Consider the following 18,920-nt stretch of genomic DNA (forward strand, 5'->3'; position numbering starts at 1 on the left):
TCTCCGGCAGGCCGGCGATCAACGCCGGATCGGCAAGGTGGGAGTCGTCCAGAGGCTCTCGAACGGATGCGTTCATCCACCAGTTTACCCGCTGGATACCGGCGAACGCCACAGAACGACGGGTATCAATTCTAACAGCGTTTGGGCGGGAATGTTGCCAGATGGTGTTGCAGCGTCGACAATGGCTGACGGCGGGACCGCTTTGTTGCGTTTGTCGATTCGTCCTGGCGGAGGTGGGGCGGTCCTGGCGAACGGGCTGCCGTTATTGAAACTTTACCGGAAAAAATAGTTTTTTATATGTTAAATCGCCGAAATTTTATGGGTGTCATTCCCGTCAGCGCCGTGGCTCTGACGACGGTTCCGGGGACGGTTGTTCAGGGCGCCGAGCCGAATCCGTCCGGTACGGGAGACCCAAGCGACGATTTCAATCGGCCGCTGATCGCCAGTCCGCCGGTGGTTCAGAATCCGCGATCACAGGGTTTTGGGGTCAGCATCGCCGTGGCCGGACTGGCGACCGCCTGGGTCGAGTATGGTTTTGCCGAAGACGACCTGAGTTTTACAGCGATCGCCAGCCACCACGGCTTGGTCCAAGCCGACGACCAAGTGCTGCATGTCCGCGTGCATCATCCGGACGAGCTGCCCACGGATCGGCCGGTGTTCTACCGCGTCGTCGTCCAGCCGCTGCGGTACCGCAGCGCTTACCAGTTGGAACGTGGCGAGCCCCAGGAAACGCCGGTCTTTGCCCTGCGTCTGCCCGATCCGAATGCGAAACGGCTGCGCGTGGTGTCGATCAACGACACGCACGAAAACGCGGCGACCATCCGCCGGCTGCATGCGAAGATCGAAGAGCTGGATCCGGATCTGTTGGTTTGGAACGGCGACACGTGCAACGATTTCAACGCCCCCAAAGCGACCGAGCAGATCCTGCTGAATCCCGCCAACGATCTTGCGCAGCGCTGGGCCAGCACGCGCCCCTTGCTGTTTTCCAATGGCAACCACGATGTTCGCGGCGAGCGAGCGCGGGAAGCATCGCGTTCGCTGGTCGGTTGTCCGGAATCACCGGATCTGCCCTACAACCAAGCCCTGCGGTTCGGTCCCCTGGCCATCGTCACCCTGGACACCGGCGAAGACAAACCCGACGCGCACCCCGTGTTCGCCGGAACGGCTGCCTATGAACCGTATCGCGAGCAGCAAGCCGCGTGGCTGAAACAGGTCGTGGCCCAGCCGGCGATTCGGTCGGCGCCCTTCAAGATCGCGACCACGCACATTCCCTTGCGCGGCTTGCCCGGGCACAACGACGGTACGGCCGTCGATGGCTATGCCTACTACAGCGGATTCGGCGCCAAACTCTGGCTGCCGACGTTGAAAGCGGCCGGGTTCCAGGCCGTGCTGTCGGGGCACATGCACCGCGACCGATTGGACGAAGCCACCGACCAGATGCCGGTCTTGCAGTTCGTCGGTGGTGGGCCCAAGCCCGAGCAGGCCACACTGACCGTGGTCGATGCCCAGCGAGACGGCGACCGTGCCGAAATGAACATCCGCATCCTCGACCTGGATGGAAACCTGCTGCACCAAAAGCAGTGGAATAGTTAAATCGAATGAACGCCAAGCGACCGCCGCAGGATTCGGATGCAACGACGCCCAGGTTGTTGGAAGACGAACGGGACGCCTATCAGCTGGCCCTGAAGAATCGTGCCCTCGGCTCGGTCGCCGAAGGCATCACGATCAGCGATCCCAGCCAGAGCGATAATCCGATCATCTATGCCAACGAAGGCTTCGAGCGGCTGACCGGGTACACGCGGCAGGAGGTGCTGGGCAAGAATTGCCGGTTCTTGCAGGGCCAGGACACCGACCACGCGGCCGTCGACGCCCTGCGAACGGCGATCCGCCAGCAGCGAGCCGTGGTCGTCGAGTTGTTGAACTACCGCAAGGACGGGACGCCGTTTTGGAATCGGTTGTCGGTCACGCCGGTGTGGGATGCCAAGAACAAGGCGACGCATTTTATCGGCATCCAGTCCGATGTTACGGCCCGGCACGACGCCGAGCAGGCACTGCGGAAGTCGAACGCGGAGCTGGAAGCGGCGGGCCAGCGGATGCGCAATGACCTGGATGCCGCCGCCCGCGTCCAGCGTTCGCTGCTGCCCGCCGAGTTGCCCGATCTCGAAGGGTTGAGCGTGGCTTGGGCTTTCCGCCCCTGTGACGAGCTGGCCGGTGATTTTCTGAACGTCTTGCCGCTGGATGATCGCCACGTTGCGTTCTACGTGGTGGACGTGACCGGCCACGGCGTGGCGGCGTCGCTGTTGTCCGTGACGATCGGGCGGTTGTTGACCTCGCGAGTGTCGACTTCGTCATTGTTGATGCGGCGCCGCAAAGGCGACGCTTCGCCGCACATCGTATCACCGAGCGAGGTGGCGAGAGAGTTGAACCGGCGGTTTCCGATGGAGGAACAGAACGGGCTGTCCTTCACCATGCTGTACGGCGTGTGCGATCTGCAAACGCGCGAGTTTCGGTTCGTGTCGGCCGGTCATGACCCGGTGATCCACGTGCCCCGTGGCGGCGACCCCGTCATGATCGAAGCCGACGGGATGACCATCGGCTGGATGGAAGACGCTCCGTTCGAAGAGCAGGTCGTGCGGCTGGATCCGGGAGACCGGATCTACATGTACTCCGACGGCGTCCCCGAGGCGATGAACGAGGACTTGGAGGAATTCGGCAAGCAACGCATGTTGGACACCATCGAGCGAGGTTCCGAAGCGACGCTCAAGGCCAGTGTTGCGAAGTTGCTCCGCGCGGTCGACCAGTGGTATGGAGAGCGCGGCCCGATCGACGATGTCTCGATCCTCGGATTCGAGATCGGAGACTAAGCCAACAACTCCTGGACCACGCGTCCGTGGACATCGGTCAGGCGGAAGTCGCGGCCTTGGGATCGGAAGGTCAGGCGTTCGTGGTCGAAGCCCAACAGGTGGAGGATGGTGGCGTTCAGGTCGTGGACGTGGACGGGGTTCTCGGCGGCATTGAATGCTAATTCGTCCGTTGTTCCGTGCACGTAACCGCGCTTGGTGCCGCCGCCGGCCAACCACATCGTAAAGCAGTTGGGGTGATGGTCGCGTCCGTCGTTGCCGCCTTGAACCATCGGGGTGCGACCGAATTCGCCGCCCCAGATCACCAGCGTGTCGTCCAGCATGCCGCGGGCTTTGAGATCCTTGATCAAGGCCGCAGCCGCGCGATCGGTGTCGCGGCAATTGTTCTTCAAGCCGCGCTCGAGGTTGCCGTGCTGGTCCCAGGATTCATGGAACAGCTCGACAAATCGCACGCCCCGCTGTACCAGTCGGCGAGCCAGCAGGCAGTTGTTGGCGAAGGACGCTTTGCCGGGCGTCGCACCGTATAGCTTTAGCGTGGCCTCGGTCTCGCGACTGATGTCCGTCACCTCCGGCGCGACGTCCTGCATCCGGTAGGCCGTCTCAAAGGCGCTGATTCGCGTTTGGATCTCCGGGTCCGCCACCGTGTCAAATCGTTTCTGGTTCAAGGCGTTGATCGCATCGATCGCCGCCCGCTGGGATCGTTTGGTGACACCCGCGGGGTTGGAAAGGTACAGGACCGGATCTCCGGCGGAATTGAAAGGCACGCCTTGGCACACCGAGGGAAGAAACCCGGACCCAAAATTGGAAGCCCCGCCGGATGGTCCTTTTTGTCCCGAGGAGAGCACGACGAACGGCGGCAGGTCTTTGGTTTCCGATCCCAGACCGTAGACGGACCAAGCGCCCAGAGAGGGACGGCCGAATTGCTGTGAACCGGTGCTCATCAGGATCTGCGCCGGAGCATGGTTGAAGGCATCGGTTTGCATCGAGCGGATCCAGGTGATCTCGTCGGCCACGCTGCCCAGGTGAGGCAGGATCTCGGCCAGTTCGATGCCACACCCGCCGTGACGCTGGAAGCCGAACTTGGGGCCCAGCAGTTTGTTGGTCGGTTTGATGAATGCCGAGCGATAACCCTCCAGCAACTCCGCCGGCGGATTCGTTCCGCTCAGCCGCGACAGCGTCGGTTTGTTTTCGAACAGATCGACGTGACTGGGCGCTCCGCCCATGAACAGAAAAATCACCCGCTTTGCTCGAGCCGCGTGATGCGGCCGGCGCGGCGCCAGCAGGTCCGTCGGCTCGCCGGCCGCGGCGGGACTGCCCAGCAGCGACCCTAGCGCGATCCCTCCCAGCCCGACGGCGCAGTCGCGCAGAAACCAACGTCGCGCGTACGAGCGTTGGGTCTGGTGAAAAACGTTGTGATGCGGCATCGTTCTTGTCACTTTGCTTGATGAGCGTTTGGCGTCACGTGGTGACAGTATTCCGTCACGTCGCGATCGATTTCTGTCACTTGATGATCGTTTTCCGTCGCGTCGCGATCGCTTTCCGTCACTTGGTGATCGTTTCGTCCAGGTTCAGCAGCACTCGGGCGACCGCGACGTAGGGATCGACGTCTCCGGCTGTGGACTCCTGTTCGAACAGCCGGAGCAGGTAATTCAGTTCGCCGTCGCTGGGGGTCCGGCTGGTGCAGCACCGGAAGGCGGCCGACAACGCCCCTCTTAGGTCCTCGTCCTGTCGCTTGATCTCGCCGCCCAGCGCCTCCGCCGCTTCGATCGAGAGCGGTTCGTTCAGCATGGCCAGAGCCTGCAGCGGGGTGGTCGACCGGGGACGCCGAACACAGGAGACTTCACCGGTGGGCGCATCGAAAGCAGCCATGAAGGGAGGCGGTACGGTGCGAAAGCGGAACGTGTACAGCGCGCGGCGGTATCGCTTCTGGGGTGCCGTGTCTTCCCGCCATACTTTGTAGCCAAAACTGACGGGCGGATTAAACAGGAACTGGGGAATCGGCGGAAAGACGCTCTGGCCTCCGACGTCTCGATCCAACAAGCCACTGGCGGCAAGCTGGATGTCACGAACCATCTCGGCTTCAGGGCGGAATCTCGGACCGCGTGCCAACAAGCGATTGCGGGGATCACGTTCGGCGAGGTCGGGGCGATGATGAGCACGCTGGGCGTAGGTCTCGGACGTCACGATCAGAGAGACGAGGTGTTTGAAGTCCCACCCGGATTCCATGAACTCCACGGCCAACCAATCGAGCAGCTGGGGGTGGGAGGCACGCGTGGCCTGATGACCAAGGTCTTCGACCGATTCGACAAGCCCCGTTCCAAACACGGCTTGCCACACGCGGTTCACCAGGGTGCGGGCGGTGGTCGGAGAGCGGCGATCGACCAACCAACGTGCGAAGGTCAAACGCGATTGGGGGTCCTGGCCGTGGGGCAGAGGGTGGAGCGACGCGGGGACATGCGGCTGGACCTCATGACGCGGTTGGTGCTGTTCGCCTCGATGAAACAGACGTGTCACCCGCCGCTGTGACTCGCGTTCTTGGGCAACCAGTTGCGGTGTGGGGCGAGGATGGCGGCTGCGGATCTCTGCCATCTCCGCGGCTTCGTCAGCAAAACGCTCGCTTGCGGAGATCCACGCGTCAAACAAACGCTTGGTTTCGGCCGGCGATCGATGCGCGCGTTCGACGTCCATGGCCTCGCGAACCCGCGGCGTTTCGGGACGGTGTTCGGGAAAGCGCTGCGAGGCCAGCGACAGTCGGAAACGGCCAAGGTTGCGATGGTGGTTGTCGTTGCTGTTCCAGCCACCGTGTTGACAAGCGATTTCAAATCGCAGGTGCAACGGCCGGCCCGCTGCGGCACCGGGGTTCTGCAGAGGTTGCTTGAGGTTCACGACCAACACTCGCGGTTGGTTGGTGTTGGCGATATCCGTTTCAGTCGCCCATGCCGTTTGCATATCGCCATCGGTGGCAAACGACGCAGGTCCCTCCACGCGGTCGCTCTCGGGCGTGCCATTTTTCAGCGGATACTTTGCGGAATCGATCGGGCGCTTCGGTGGATCCAGGTCCGCTTTCGCAAGTGTGAGCGCCACGGGCGAAAGCGAGTCAGGCGATTCGCCGGCAAAGAGTTTCAGTTCGCTGAGGGCCGCGGTGCCTTCGATGGATCGGCCGGGGCCGCCGTAGGTTAGATAGGGATCCATCAACAACTCTAACCGAATACTGTTGATGACTGGCAGCGTCGTCTGGCCTGCGAACCGCTCGGTACTCTTGGCGGGTGAGAACCCTTTGGCGATCAGCGAGCCATCGGGTTGAGGATAGAACTTCTGACCGCCATCGCCGAGCAATTCGGGAGTGACGACCGTCCACGACGGCTCGCTTTCAAAATCGCCTTTGCGTTCCGCGATCCACCGCTCGAGGTCCTCGCGCCACTGCGGGTTGGCCGATTGGATTCGCTCGCGTGTCCGCTGCAGATCTTCCGTGATCTGTGCGATCTGATCACGCTGTTCCGCGGTGTAGTAGGCGACGGTGGCTTCGTGCATGTTGTTCAGGTACGCGAACATCCCGTAGTATTCGTCGTGGGTGATCGGATCGTATTTGTGGGTGTGGCACTGCGCGCACTGCATCGTCAGACCCAAGACCGATTTGCCAATCGCGTCGATGCGGTCGAAGATGCCTTCCACACGAAACTGTTCGTACTTGATCGCTCCTTCCTCGTTGACCATCGAGTTCCGCAGAAAACCCGTGGCGACTCGGTCTGCAACGGTGGCCTCGGGAAGCAGGTCGCCAGCGATCTGCTTTATGACGAACTGGTCATAGGGCAGGTTGTCATTGAAGGCGTCGATCAACCAATCACGATACGGCCAGACGTATCGCACAGAGTCTTTTTCGTAGCCGTTGGAGTCGGCATACCTGGCGGCGTCCATCCACCACCGCGCCCAGCGTTCGCCAAAGTGGTCGGAGGCAAGCAGTTGCTGGACCATCGTCTTGCGGGCCTCGGGGGAATCGTCGCCGAGGAATTGATCCAGTTGGTCCAGCGTCGGCGGCAGGCCGGTCAGATCGAGACACAGACGGCGCAGCCATTTGGCTTTCGAAGCGGCCGGTGAACCGCTGAGGTTCTCTTGCCGAAGCCGGGCACACACGAAGGCATCGATCGGATGTTCGGCGTCTTTGATTTGGGGCAGGGCAGGGCGGAGGGGCGCTTCGAACGCCCAGTGCCGGCTCCACGAGGCGCCTTGCTGTATCCACTGCCGCAGCACGGCAATCTCCGCGGTGGTCAGCGGTTTCTTGTGCTCCGGCGGCGGCATGATGGAACTCTCATCCTCCGCCGTGATCCGGCGGAGCAGTTCGCTTTCCTCCGATCCTCCCGCCGACAGCACCGCGGAGGCACCCTGTTGCGTATCCAGCCGAAGGTCTGCCGCACGCTCCTGCTCGTCCGGACCGTGACACGCAAAGCATTTGTCGGAAAGGATCGGTTGAACGTCCCGCGAAAAATCGATTTTCTGAGCCCACAAACTCGACGGCCACACCGCGAACGCAAGCCCGGTGAGGACGATACCGATGAGTGGACCGTTGAACCGATGTGTCATATCTTTGAAAACCTTGTTGGGTCGAGGCCTCACCGATTGTAACTGCATCCGGCAGGGGAGTTGGCCGTTGAGCCGTCTGCAGGATGCGGCGATGATGATTCTTGTTCTGTCTGTACCGCATTGCTTCTCTGATCTTGGCGCGGAATCGTGCAAACCTCATCTCATTCGTTCAAGCGTCCCGAAGCCGATCTGGCGATCCTGGAATCGTTGGCTGGCGAGTATCCCAATGTGGACGCAGCCATCGCCGAAGCGGCTCGTCTGGCCGCCGTGCAGACCCTGCCCAAAGGCGTCGTGCACGTGATCAGCGACATCCACGGCGAAGACAAAAAACTGCAGCACGTCATCAATAACGCTTCGGGAACGCTGCGGCCGTTGGTGGAGGAGTTGTTCGCCGAATCGATGGACACGGCGGAACGCGAGGAGTTTCTGCGGTTGACCTTCTATCCGGCCGAGGTGACCGAGCGGGTTGGGCAAACGTTGACGGATCCCGAACAGGTGCGAGCCTATGCGCTGCGGATGCTCCGCCCCCAACTGGAACTGCTGCGCTATCTGGTTTCCAACTTCAGTCTTCGCCTGGCCACCGACGTGTTTCCGGCGGAGTACCGCGAGTTGCTGCTGGAGATGATGCACGCGCCGACGACCGAACGCGGTCCGGAATTTGTGGGGGCGATGCTGGATGAATTGGTGCGTCGAGATCGCGCGTTGCACTTGATTCATCTGCTGGGACGTTTGATCCGCAACCTGGCTGTGGACGAATTAATTATCGCCGGCGACCTTTGGGACCGTGGACCACGCGGTGACCGGGTGATGGAGTATCTGCGTCGCCAGCCCAACGTGGAGTTGATCTGGGGCAATCACGATGTGCTGTGGTTGGGGGCCGCGCTGGGACACGAAGCCCTGATTTGCACGGTGCTGCGAGTCTCGCTGCGTTACCGGCGGTTGGCACAACTGGATGAAGGGTACAGCGTTCCCTGGACGCCGCTGGAACACTTGGCCCGAACCGTCTATGCGGATGATCCGGCCGAGCACTTCATGCCCAAGGGCGATGGGATGCGGCCCAAGGTGGTCGTGGCTCGTATGCAGAAGGCCGCCGCGATCATGCAGTTCAAACTGGAAGGTCAGGTGATCGAGCGGAATCCGCACTGGAATCTCGATCACCGCCGCTTGCTGCACCGGATCGATCACGAGGCCGGAACCATCGAGATCGATGGCAAGACGTACGCGCTGCGCGATACGCATTTTCCCACCGTCGACCCTCAGGATCCGTACACGCTGTCCGCCGAGGAATCGCAGTGTCTGGCGGCGCTGCGGCATTCCTTTTTAAACAGTCAGAAATTGACCGAACAGATGCGATTTCTGGTCGGGCACGGATCGATGTACCTGAACCGCGACGAGTGTTTGATCTTTCACGGCTGTGTGCCGGTGGACGCCGAGGGCGGTTTTCTGCCGCTGGAAATCGACGGACATCCGCGGGCCGGTCGGGAGATGTTCGAGGAGATCGAGACCGTGGTCCGTCGGGCCGTGGTCAATGCGGAAGCGGCCGACCTGGATTTTCTGTGGTACCTGTGGAGCGGACCGCGGTCGCCGCTGTTTGGCAAGGATCGGATCGCGACGCTGGAGCGGGACTTCATCGCCGACAAACAGTCGCATCGCGAGACCAAGGACGCTTACTTTTCACTGATCCACGATGCGGCATTCTGCGACAAGGTGTTGGCCGAGTTTGGTATGGATCCCCGCGACGGCTTGATCGTCAACGGTCACGTGCCGGTGAAGGTCGAAGAAGGGGAATCGCCGCTGAAACGCAGCGGCAAAGCGATCACGATCGACGGCGCTTTTTCCGAAGCCTACGGCGGCTACGGGTATACCTTGTTGCTGGAGCCGGATCGCATCGTGCTGGCCCAGCATTCGCACTTCGAGTCGGTCGAAGCGGCCGTGCGCGACGGCGTCGACATCATTCCCCAGGTGCAAACCATTCGCCAGTTCGACGCTGCCCGGCGCACGGGCGACACCGAACGCGGGCAGCGCATCGGGTACCGCATCCAGATGCTCGAGCGGCTGATCGAAGCCTATCAGACCAACCGCCTGCACGAACGGCCGGCCTCCTAGTTTGGTGCGGAACGAGCCGGTTGGCGGAACGCAAGCGAACGCAACTCTTCCGAGGAATTGGGACATTCGTCGTTTTGTGTCGTCGCACGGTTGTGTATCCTAAACACATGCCGTTGAACCCGTCCGCTTTCCTGCTCTGGACACCGCACCTCGTCATGTATCGAATTCTTGCTCCTGCGTTCGGTTTGTTGGTTGTTTTGCTGGCGTCGCCCGCTGCGGCTCGGCAATGGCGAGACGTGACCGGCAAATACAGTCTCGAGGCCGATCTGATCGGTTTCGACGACCATCAAGTCATCCTGCAGCGCGCCGACAAGGAATTGGGAGCGTGTCGGCTGGACCAGTTGTCGGAACAGGATCGGCGATACCTGCAAAGCCGCGAGGCCCTGGCCGCTCGCCAAGCCAGCCTGGGACGGCTGCAGAGTTGGACCACGGTCAACGGGGTCACGGTGATCGGACGCTTGGTCGATTACGCCCGGCGGGAAGTCACGGTCCAGCGGCGCCGTGGTCGGCTGTATGTGAATGACCGCGCGTTCAAGAACTTGCCAGGCGTTTACCGCACGATTCTGCGACGGGTGGTCGAGCATTTCGAGGGGGTGACGCTGGCGGACGACGCCGGCGTGGAGCGCTGGGCTCGCGGTTTGGGGAGCGACTCCCGCACCTATTCGCTCGAGGGCGTCATCATCGAACTGGAAAACGGCGACGAATACGGCGTGCCCTTCTTCTTGCTGTCCGAGCAAGACCGGCAAGTGCTGCGGCAGGGCTGGGACGCGTGGCTGCGCGACCAAGAGGGCGACCAGCCTGCCAGCGCGGACCCGGTGGCCAGCGCGGACCCGGTTGACAGCGCGGACCAGCCTGCCAGCTCGGACCCGGTTGCCGCGGCCAGTTCGGGCACCCGGTCCTCGAGTTCCAGCTCGACGACCGGCTCACAAGCCTCCGCGGCCGGTGACCTGCACGCCCTGCGGCTGCAGGCGCGCGCGGCCGCCTACCAACGCGATCAACAAGTCCGCAACCAGGTGGCGCGGATGCAATTCAACATGCAGGCGATCAATGCCGGCTTGACCAGTGCCTGGGAGGTCACCCTGTATCCGGCGCCCGGCAATCCACGGCCGCCGCTGTGGGTGGTCACGATGGGTCGGAACAGCGAGGCGGCGACGCAGGCCGCCCTGCGTCAGAATCCGGGCTATGTGCCGGGTCCGGTGCGCAGAGTCAGCAACTGAGCCGCGCGGGGCGTGTTTTCGTTATCGTTTTGCCTCTGTTCCCTGATCCTTTGTCTTCAGTCTCCTTTGTCTTCAGTCTCCTCTGTCTCTAGAAATCCGGGTGGCCCTTCATGAAACGTCCGTTCCAGTTTTTTCTCCTGCTGGTCAGCTGTCTGGCCACGACGACGGCATCCGCCCAGTTTCAGGGAATGCGAAATCGAATACCCGGCGACGCCAATACGTTGGTATTGATCAATGCCGAAAAGGTTTTCGGCTCGGCGATCGCCGAGCGGCAGCGTTGGCAGGAACGCCGGCAGGCCGCTTACGAAGCGGGCATCATGGCACTGCCGCCCGACGCCACGGAGGTGATTTTGGCGGGGCGTACCGACATTGAATTCGGCGAGCCGATTTGGGAGCTGGCGTTGATTCATTTCGCCAAGCAAGCCAACTTGGCTTCGGTGGCGACGCGGTTTGGCGGCACGATGGACGAGATTCGCGGTCGCTCCGCGGCGCGCTTGCCCAACGACCAATACATCGTGCAGATCACGCCCACCCTGCTGGGTTCCCATCGACCGGCGAACCGTCAAGACGTCAGCCGATGGCTGGCGTCCACCGACGTCATTTCCGCCGAGGACGGTTTGTCGCCCTATCTCTTCCAGGCCTTTAATTACGCCGCCAAGGTGGGCAGCCCGATTATTTTGGCCATGGACCTGCACGACGCGATCTCGCCGGCGATGATTCAGCGAGGCCTCGGGCAATTCGAGTCGATTTCCGGTGCGAGCGTTTCGGTCGGCCAATTGACCGAAGTGCTCGAACAGGTTCAAGGCATCACGCTGGGGGTGACTTTGAAAGATCAAGCGGTCGGCGCGATCCGTGTGGATTTCGACCAGTCGCCGCAGATGCTGGCCGAGGTCGGCAAGCCCTTGCTGATCGAAATCCTGGAACACAACGGCGCCATGATCGAGGACATTCGCGACTGGCGTTCCGAGGTCACCGGCAACACGTTGATGTTGCGGGGCACGCTGTCGGAGACCGGGCTGCGCAAGATCATGAGTCTGCTGGAGTTGCCGCGTGAATTGGCCGATGCGATGCGCAGTGAAGCGGCTTCGGGATCGGATCCCGAGCAAACCGCCAAACTGATGGCCAGCCAACAGTACTGGATTTCCATCAACACGCTGTTGGACGATTTGAGCAAGAAACCCAAGCGGGATCACGTGCAGAGTTTTGGCCAAGCGGCGATGTGGTGCGATCGCTATGCCCGCAGGATCGACAACCTGCCCTTGTTAAACGTCGATGAGGAACTGGTGGACTATGGGGCATCGGTGGCTTCGGCACTGCGCGATGCGGAGCTGGCGATGAAGGGCGTGGGGATGCGGACCGGTGTGCGGACCGCCAACAACAACCCGGCCTCCGGCGGTTACTACGCGACGATGGGCGGGTACCGGTCCAATTATGTGGGTCCCGGTTACGGTCCCACCGGCGTGACCGTGGGAATCGGCCCGGGGCGGGCTTCGGTGCGTGAGAAGAGCCGCACCGATGCAGTGATCCGCCAGCAAGAGCGGACCGCGGGAGCGGCGTCGGTGCAGCAGATCTTCCAGCAGATCGAGCAGTCCCGCGCGGAGATACGCCGCAAGATGGTCAAAAAGTACGGTGCGGAGTTCTAGCTTCTGTCTGAAAACCTAAGCCGAAGGCGGCGCGACGGCCTGTCGATTTGTTGAGCCGCTCAGACGACAATCCGTTCCCAGTTTTGGTGCGGCGCACTTCGCCGCTCACCGGGATGATGAGCACGCCGAGCGACGGACGCACGGCGAAGAAAGATCGCACCGCAACATGCGGAATCGGAACTTGGAATCTGGGGGAGCTTACACATTGTCGCCTTCGGTGGATGTGCGAGCAGGGGCATCGCTCGCGTTCTTGCCCCAGCCCCAACCGCTGATCTCCGGCATGTCATCCCCATGCTGCCGCACGTATTGTTTGTGGTCGATCAACTTTTCATGCAGCTCTTGTTTGAAGTACGCCGCTCGGGCACCCAGCTGTGGCAGCCGATCGATGACGTCTCCGCAAAGATGAAAACGATCCAGTTGGTTCATGACCACCATGTCAAACGGCGTCGTCGTCGTGCCTTCTTCCTTGTAGCCGCGGACGTGCAAGTTGTGGTGGTTGGTGCGGCGATAGGTCAGCCGGTGGATCAGCCAGGGGTAGCCGTGGAAGGCAAAGATGATCGGTTTGTCCTTCGTGAACAGGACGTCGAAGTCGTGATCGGACAGGCCATGAGGATGGGCGCTCTGCGGCTGCAGCTTCATCAGGTCGACGACGTTGATCACGCGGACCTTTAATTCGGGCAGGTGCGTGCGCAACAGATCGACCGCGGCCAGGGTTTCCAGCGTCGGGACGTCGCCACAGCAGGCCATCACCACGTCGGGTTCGGAGTCCCTGTCGTTGCTGGCCCATTCCCAGATCCCCAGACCGGCCGTGCAGTGCTTGATCGCCTGGTCCATCGTCAACCACTGCGGCGAGGGTTGTTTGCCGGCGATCACAACGTTCACATAGTTGCGGCTCCGCAGGCAGTGCTCGGTCACCGACAACAAGCAGTTGGCATCCGGCGGTAGGTAGACGCGAATCACCTCGGGTTTTTTATTGACGACGTGGTCGATGAACCCGGGGTCTTGATGGCTCAAGCCGTTGTGGTCCTGTCGCCAGACGTGGGAGCTGAGGAAGTAGTTCAACGAAGCAATCGAACGTCGCCAAGGAATGTGATTGCAGGTCTTGAGCCATTTGGCGTGCTGGTTGAACATCGAATCGATGATGTGAATGAAGGCTTCGTAACAAGAGAAGAAGCCGTGTCGACCGGTCAGCAGGTAACCCTCTAGCCAGCCCTGGCACTGATGCTCGCTGAGCACTTCCATGACGCGGCCATCGGGCGAGAGGTGGTCGTCGTCGGGATAGATTTCACCCATGTAGCAGCGGTTGGTGACCTCCAGTACATCCTGCCAGCGATTGGAATTATTTTCGTCGGGGCTGAACAGACGAAAGTTCTTGCTTTCTAAGTTGCGCCGCATCACGTCGCGCAGATACGTTCCCATCACGCGAGCCGATTCCGCGATGGTGACGCCGGGTTGCGGGACGTCGACCGCGTAGTTGCGGAAATCGGGCAGTCGTAGGTCGCGCAGCAGCACCCCGCCGTTGGCATGTGGATTGTCGCTCATCCGCCGCTGTCCGTCGGGTGCCAATTCGGCCAGTTCTTCGATCAAGCGGCCGGAGTCATCGAACAACTCCTCGGGCCGATAGCTCTTCATCCACTGTTCGAGAATCCGGATGTGTTCGACGTTGTCCATCTCGCCCATTGGCACTTGATGGCTGCGCCAGTAATCCTCGCACTTCTTGCCGTCGATCTCGGCCGGGCAGGTCCAGCCCTTGGGCGTGCGGAAGACGATCATTGGCCAGGTCGGACGCGTGACCGTTCCGCCCTCGCGAGCCTCCGCCCAGATCTGTTTGATTTCGGCGACCGCCGTATCGAGTACGGCGGCCAACTGTTGATGGACGGCCTTGGGGTCGTCGCCTTCGACGAAGTAGGGTTTGTATCCCATGCCCTCGAACAGACTGGTCAACTCGGTCTTGGGGATCCGAGCCAGGAAGCAGGGGTTGGCGATCTTGTAGCCGTTGAGGTGCAGGATCGGCAGGACGGCGCCGTCGCGTGCCGGGTTGAGGAACTTGTTGCCGTGCCAGCCCGTGGCCAAGGGGCCGGTTTCCGCTTCGCCGTCGCCCACGATGCAGGAGACGATCAGGTCGGGGTTGTCGAAGGCTGCGCCAAAGGCATGGCTGAGGGCGTAACCCAATTCGCCCCCTTCGTGGATGCTGCCGGGCGTCTCCGGCGCCACGTGGCTGGGAATCCCGCCGGGAAAGCTGAACTGTTTGAACAGCTTCTGCATGCCCTCGGTATCCTGGCTGATATCCGGATAGATTTCGCTGTACGTGCCTTCCAGGTAGGCGTGGGCGACCAGCGAAGGACCGCCGTGGCCGGGACCGATGATGTAGATCATGTTCAGGTCATCGCGTTTGATGACGCGATTGAGATGAACATACAACATGTTCAGGCCCGGCGAGGTGCCCCAGTGTCCCAGCAATCGCGGCTTGATGTGCTCGCGCCGCAGGGGTTGCTCCAACAACGGATTGTCCAGCAGATAGATCTGCCCGACCGACAGATAATTCGACGCCCGCCAATAGGCGTTCAGTTTGTGAAGCTGATCGGCTGACAGCGGCGATGTCCTAACGCTGCGATCTCGATGGCTGGAAGCTTGCCGGTCGCTGGTCCTATCGTCCATTGATGAATCTCCTTTCGTTGTGACAGCGCCTAGAACTATTCCGGCTGGCCTTGGGGATCTTCCAGCCGCACCATCAACCACTGCTGGGTGGTTCCGTCGGCAAAATGGACCAGCGCGGGGGCTGTGTCCTTGGTCAGATTAATAATGCCGGTCTCCATGATCGGGCGTGATTTACCTTCGACGTTCCAAGCCGAACGCTGCGACTGCTTGTCGACCATGCCTTCGATCATCTGTGTCGTGTCGCCGGCAGTGTTGTTCAGCGTTCCGGCAATGACTCCCTGCTTGCTGATCGCCAACTGCAGGAACAGCGTCGGCTCGGGACCCGCCTGCTGGCCATCAGGTGTCAGGGCAAACACCCCCAGCGGCATCCACTCGGTTTGCTCGGCGGGCGCCTCCGGGGCGCTGGCGACGATGGCTTCGGCCTGTTGAGCGTACTGCTGTTCGGTGGCGACAACTTGATCGCCGTAATACACCGAGCCGCCCTGGTAATAGATGTTTTCGCCGTAGTTGTAGTAGACCGGTTGGGACCAACCATAGTTGACCCAGCGGACGACTCCGCCCCAGGTGGCCCAGCGATACGGACGCGTGATCGCCCAGACGCCCCACGCCGGGTGATCCGACCAAAAATCACGAATCGGCGTGTCGTCGATCTGATCCCAGATTTCATCGCGACGTTCCTGTCGCATTTCTTGTCGTTCGCCGCGATTTTCGATCCGGTCGGGACGATTGTCGACCAGCGGGCGGTCCTGGCGGAGGTCCTGGCGGAGGTCCTGTCGAGCCTCGCGACGGTCTATGCGATCGGCGATTCGATCGGGACGATTGTCTGCAATCGGGCGTTCGCCGATTCCGGGGCGTTCGCCGATCCCGGGACGTTCGCCGATCCCGGGACGTTCGGCCGGCAGCGTTTCGGCTCGGGGTCCGGAATCGCGAAGGAATTCTGCGGCCGCGCCGCCGGCGATACCGCCCGGCAGGTTGCCCCGTCCGGGCGCCGGCCGCGTACTCGGCCTGCCGGCACCGGAGGTGGGCAAGTCCAAGAAGTTGCGCAGCTCGCCGGAGCTGGGCCGGGTCCCGACGCTCGGTCGCGTGCCCGCACTGGGCCGGTTGCCGCTCGCCGGCCGGGTGCCGCCGCTGGGCTGGGTGCCGGTGGCAGGTCGGTTTCCAACGCTCGGCCGCGTGCCCACGCTCGGCCGTGTGCCCACGCTCGGCCGTGTGCCCACACTGGGCCGTGTGCCCACACTGGGACGGGTTCCCACATTGGGACGCGACACACTGGGACGGGCTCCCATGCTGGGCCGCGGATAACTGGGCCGGCTCATCGATGGCGTGCGGCCGACCGACGGCCGGCTGAAACCTCCCCCGCCGCCTCGAAAGCCGCCTCCGCCGCGACCGCCGCGAGCCAACACATCGGTCGACATCAGCAAGCCGATGCCGATTACCAGGATTATTCGCAGCATGTGATTCATCGTGTGGACTCCGGAGGTTGCATGGTTGGGAGTACGCAATGGGGTTTCTCTGTTTGTTCGTTTGGATGCTCGGACACCGCTTGCCGGAGTCACGGCTGGGTGTCCTGACGCCGGACGACGACTTCATCCACGTTCGGCAGCAGTTGTCCATCGGCCACACGATCGATGGACTGCCATGTGAAGGTGTTGTCGTCCACCGGGTCGATGATGTTCACCGAGGAGGCCGCGCTGCCGTCCGGTGCGGTGCCGGTGGTCTCGATGTACCAGGCGTTGTCCTGCTTGCGCCACACGCCTTGGCCAAACCCGCCCTCGGAATCAAACACCCAGGACCGAATTCGCTGCTGGCCGGGATCCCAACCGATGATTTGCATGCCCGCGAACTCGATCTGGTCATCGACGGCGATGGAAAACAGCCGGAGGATGAAATTGCGGTTCTTGGTCCATTGGCATCGCGTCCTCACCGTGGCCTGGTCATCGCTGTCGACCCAGGAGCCGATCATCCATTCCAGCGGGGCAAGGTGTTCGGCGTTGGAGGGAGCGATCGCGGGCGGCTCGTTTTCACTCACACGGTCCAACAACCATTTGCCGTCCCGCTTGATGTAGACCGCCGAGTACTGGGTTTCTTCCGGCGTTGATTCGGGACGCTTGAGAACTGCGGTGCCCTTTTCGACGGCGACGTTGGGCGAGACGAATTGGACGGATTCGGTCGTCGCCGCCAGTTGCACGCCCTTGTCGGCCGCGAAGAGGTCCGAGAACCGTTTTTCGATCGCTTCGCGTCCGGCCACTTCGTTCCCGCTGAGCGGATCCAGATAGACCGCTTCGGGCGACCACAGGGCGGCCACGGCGGCGGCGTCGTGTTGGTTATAAGCCGCCACGTAGGTTTCGACCGCTTCGCGAATCGCCGCTTCGTCGCCCGCTTCATCTGCCCGGACGGCAGACATCGACAGCGTCCCCCAGGCCACGATCGCTAAGGAGGTAATCGCTGATTTCATATGGTTCAATCCTCGCGGGAACGAAAAGTTTTGCGTTTCATTTGGCATGTTGGCCTGTCTAGGTTGGCCATACCCCGGGCCGAGACAAACCTGGCAGGTCCGTATTTTAAGTTCCCAGGCCATGCATTACAGCGGCGCATGTGACATACGTCCCCTTAATCTTCTAGCTGGCGGGGCTTTTGTTGATGGCATTGATCCAATCGGCCGGATCGGAGCGTTTGGTGAACAAGCGATAGGGTAAATCGACCGCGCGAGCGATGTCTTCGGCGGCCTTCACCTGCTTCTTGGGAAACAGCAACAGCCATTCGTGGCAGGTTTGCCGGCGAAAGGCGGCCAGACGCCGCGTTTTCTCTGCCAGGTATTCAGGGGTCCAGAAACCCACGACTTCGACGTGAATCACGCGGCCGTCGCGGTGGCGAAGAGCAAAGTCGGGCGTCATGACGGTTTGCCCGCAGGCGATCAATTCGGTCTCGCGTTCCAGCGTCCAATCGGCGACGGGCCGTGCGTCCCAGACGGCTTGGACTTCGCGCTCCAGGTCGGAATCAAAGCCCGTCTCCGCTGCCGCGCCCGGCTGGAGGCCATCGCGATCACTGATCGCCAGCGTAAAGCGGCGGCCGCCCGGGCCCACCAGATCCGCCGCCAACGTCCAATCGCGGCAGTGCAGCAGCGAAGCGAGCAGCTTGGCGAATCCCACGCCGTATCGCGTCGTCGTCCGCAGGACCGACCCCGGGCCATCGAACCGGAAACGGTATCCGCGTCGCGGCCCTTCGATTCGATCGATGTGATGCATCAGTCGAGCCAGTTTGGCGTGGGCGATGATGGTGCGAAAATCGGCAAAGGCGGTGACCCGAATCTGGCTGGCGCGATACAGAGCGGCTTGTGTTTGCGCGACGTTGTAGCGAGCCAGCACGTCGCCCGCGCCCAGTGTCTCGCGGAACGATTCCAACCTTTGCAATTCGATCACGTCGGAAAACAACTCCGCTTCGATCTCCTCCCACGGCATGCCCAGTTGTTTGCTGATCTCCTGCCGGGCTGCGCCCAGTTCGTGTTCGAAGATGCCTTCTCGCGTCGAGACGATGGGGTGCAGCGGAGCCGCAGCGGTGAAGAAGCGCCGCCGCAAAGAGGCGGCCGCCTGGCCTGGGTTCTTGAATTGCGAAGCGTCGTCCAGCAGTTTGCAGAACGCGGCGATGCGTCGCGGCGGACAGCCCGGCAATCTTTCCAGCCGCTCGGCGACGGCGGCGTGCAGGTCCTGCCTGCGCGACCCCGTCCCCTGGCGATAGAGGGTTACGCAGTCGGCGAGGGCCGCTTGATAGGCTCGGTCGCGGGAGCGCAGCAGACGATCCGGACGCGCCGTCATGGTGGCAAAGTCGTAAGCGATGATCGCGTGTTCGCTGCGCAGCAT

11 protein-coding genes are annotated in these 18,920 nt (G+C 62.0%); 5 read left to right on the plus strand and 6 right to left on the minus strand.

Annotated features, from left to right (window positions below; translation table 11 throughout):
* Positions 1–318 precede the first annotated feature (318 nt).
* On the plus strand, positions 319–1,593 hold the full coding sequence (locus tag GE027_RS08980; RefSeq protein ID WP_162006646.1) for a metallophosphoesterase family protein: 1,275 nt from the start codon (positions 319–321) through the stop codon (positions 1,591–1,593).
* A gap of 5 nt (positions 1,594–1,598) precedes the next feature.
* Positions 1,599–2,864 (plus strand): PP2C family protein-serine/threonine phosphatase, encoded by a 1,266-nt coding sequence (locus GE027_RS08985; protein WP_153556858.1) that lies wholly within the window; start codon positions 1,599–1,601, stop codon positions 2,862–2,864.
* Here the strand turns inward: GE027_RS08985 and GE027_RS08990 are convergent.
* On the minus strand, positions 2,861–4,285 hold the full coding sequence (locus tag GE027_RS08990) for a DUF1501 domain-containing protein (RefSeq protein WP_153556859.1): 1,425 nt from the start codon (positions 4,283–4,285) through the stop codon (positions 2,861–2,863). The two genes, GE027_RS08985 and GE027_RS08990, sit on opposite strands and share 4 nt — an antisense overlap.
* A gap of 118 nt (positions 4,286–4,403) precedes the next feature.
* Positions 4,404–7,439, minus strand: a complete 3,036-nt coding sequence (locus GE027_RS08995) for a PSD1 and planctomycete cytochrome C domain-containing protein (RefSeq protein WP_153556860.1) — start codon at positions 7,437–7,439, stop codon at positions 4,404–4,406.
* A 147-nt stretch (positions 7,440–7,586) separates the two neighbouring features.
* Here GE027_RS08995 and GE027_RS09000 point away from each other — a divergent pair, with 147 nt between their 5' ends.
* The 3 genes from GE027_RS09000 (at position 7,587) to GE027_RS09010 (ending at position 12,405) form a co-directional block, all read left to right on the plus strand.
* The gene (locus GE027_RS09000) at positions 7,587–9,545 is read left to right on the plus strand and encodes a fructose-bisphosphatase class III (protein ID WP_202617369.1); all 1,959 of its coding nucleotides are present in this window, start codon (positions 7,587–7,589) and stop codon (positions 9,543–9,545) included.
* 155 nt (positions 9,546–9,700) lie between these two features.
* On the plus strand, positions 9,701–10,762 hold the full coding sequence (locus GE027_RS09005) for an SHD1 domain-containing protein (RefSeq protein ID WP_162006647.1): 1,062 nt from the start codon (positions 9,701–9,703) through the stop codon (positions 10,760–10,762).
* 110 nt (positions 10,763–10,872) lie between these two features.
* Complete coding sequence (locus tag GE027_RS09010) at positions 10,873–12,405, plus strand: hypothetical protein (RefSeq protein ID WP_153556863.1); 1,533 nt, start codon at positions 10,873–10,875, stop codon at positions 12,403–12,405.
* A 198-nt stretch (positions 12,406–12,603) separates the two neighbouring features.
* Here GE027_RS09010 and GE027_RS09015 read toward each other — a convergent pair whose 3' ends face one another.
* From GE027_RS09015 to GE027_RS09030, 4 genes are all read right to left on the minus strand, one after another.
* Positions 12,604–15,063 (minus strand): phosphoketolase family protein, encoded by a 2,460-nt coding sequence (locus GE027_RS09015; protein ID WP_153556864.1) that lies wholly within the window; start codon positions 15,061–15,063, stop codon positions 12,604–12,606.
* A gap of 35 nt (positions 15,064–15,098) precedes the next feature.
* Positions 15,099–16,526 (minus strand): hypothetical protein, encoded by a 1,428-nt coding sequence (locus GE027_RS09020; RefSeq protein WP_153556865.1) that lies wholly within the window; start codon positions 16,524–16,526, stop codon positions 15,099–15,101.
* A gap of 89 nt (positions 16,527–16,615) precedes the next feature.
* Positions 16,616–17,518: a YybH family protein gene (locus tag GE027_RS09025; protein ID WP_153556866.1), complete on the minus strand. Its 903-nt coding sequence runs from the start codon at positions 17,516–17,518 to the stop codon at positions 16,616–16,618.
* A 163-nt stretch (positions 17,519–17,681) separates the two neighbouring features.
* Positions 17,682–18,920 (minus strand): DUF790 family protein, encoded by a 1,239-nt coding sequence (locus tag GE027_RS09030; RefSeq protein WP_162006648.1) that lies wholly within the window; start codon positions 18,918–18,920, stop codon positions 17,682–17,684.

It is taken from the genome of Roseimaritima sediminicola (assembly GCF_009618275.1).
Classification (GTDB): Bacteria; Planctomycetota; Planctomycetia; order Pirellulales; family Pirellulaceae; genus Roseimaritima; species Roseimaritima sediminicola.

Coding starts and splice junctions, on each gene's coding strand:
- GE027_RS08980 (WP_162006646.1), top strand. CDS start 319: ATGGGTGTCATTCCCGTCAGCGCCGTGGCTCTGACGACGGTTCCGGGG.
- GE027_RS08985 (WP_153556858.1), top strand. CDS start 1,599: ATGAACGCCAAGCGACCGCCGCAGGATTCGGATGCAACGACGCCCAGG.
- GE027_RS08990 (WP_153556859.1), bottom strand. CDS start 4,285: ATGCCGCATCACAACGTTTTTCACCAGACCCAACGCTCGTACGCGCGA.
- GE027_RS08995 (WP_153556860.1), bottom strand. CDS start 7,439: ATGACACATCGGTTCAACGGTCCACTCATCGGTATCGTCCTCACCGGG.
- GE027_RS09005 (WP_162006647.1), top strand. CDS start 9,701: ATGTATCGAATTCTTGCTCCTGCGTTCGGTTTGTTGGTTGTTTTGCTG.
- GE027_RS09010 (WP_153556863.1), top strand. CDS start 10,873: ATGAAACGTCCGTTCCAGTTTTTTCTCCTGCTGGTCAGCTGTCTGGCC.
- GE027_RS09015 (WP_153556864.1), bottom strand. CDS start 15,063: ATGGACGATAGGACCAGCGACCGGCAAGCTTCCAGCCATCGAGATCGC.
- GE027_RS09020 (WP_153556865.1), bottom strand. CDS start 16,526: ATGAATCACATGCTGCGAATAATCCTGGTAATCGGCATCGGCTTGCTG.
- GE027_RS09025 (WP_153556866.1), bottom strand. CDS start 17,518: ATGAAATCAGCGATTACCTCCTTAGCGATCGTGGCCTGGGGGACGCTG.
- GE027_RS09030 (WP_162006648.1), bottom strand. CDS start 18,920: ATGCTGCGCAGCGAACACGCGATCATCGCTTACGACTTTGCCACCATG.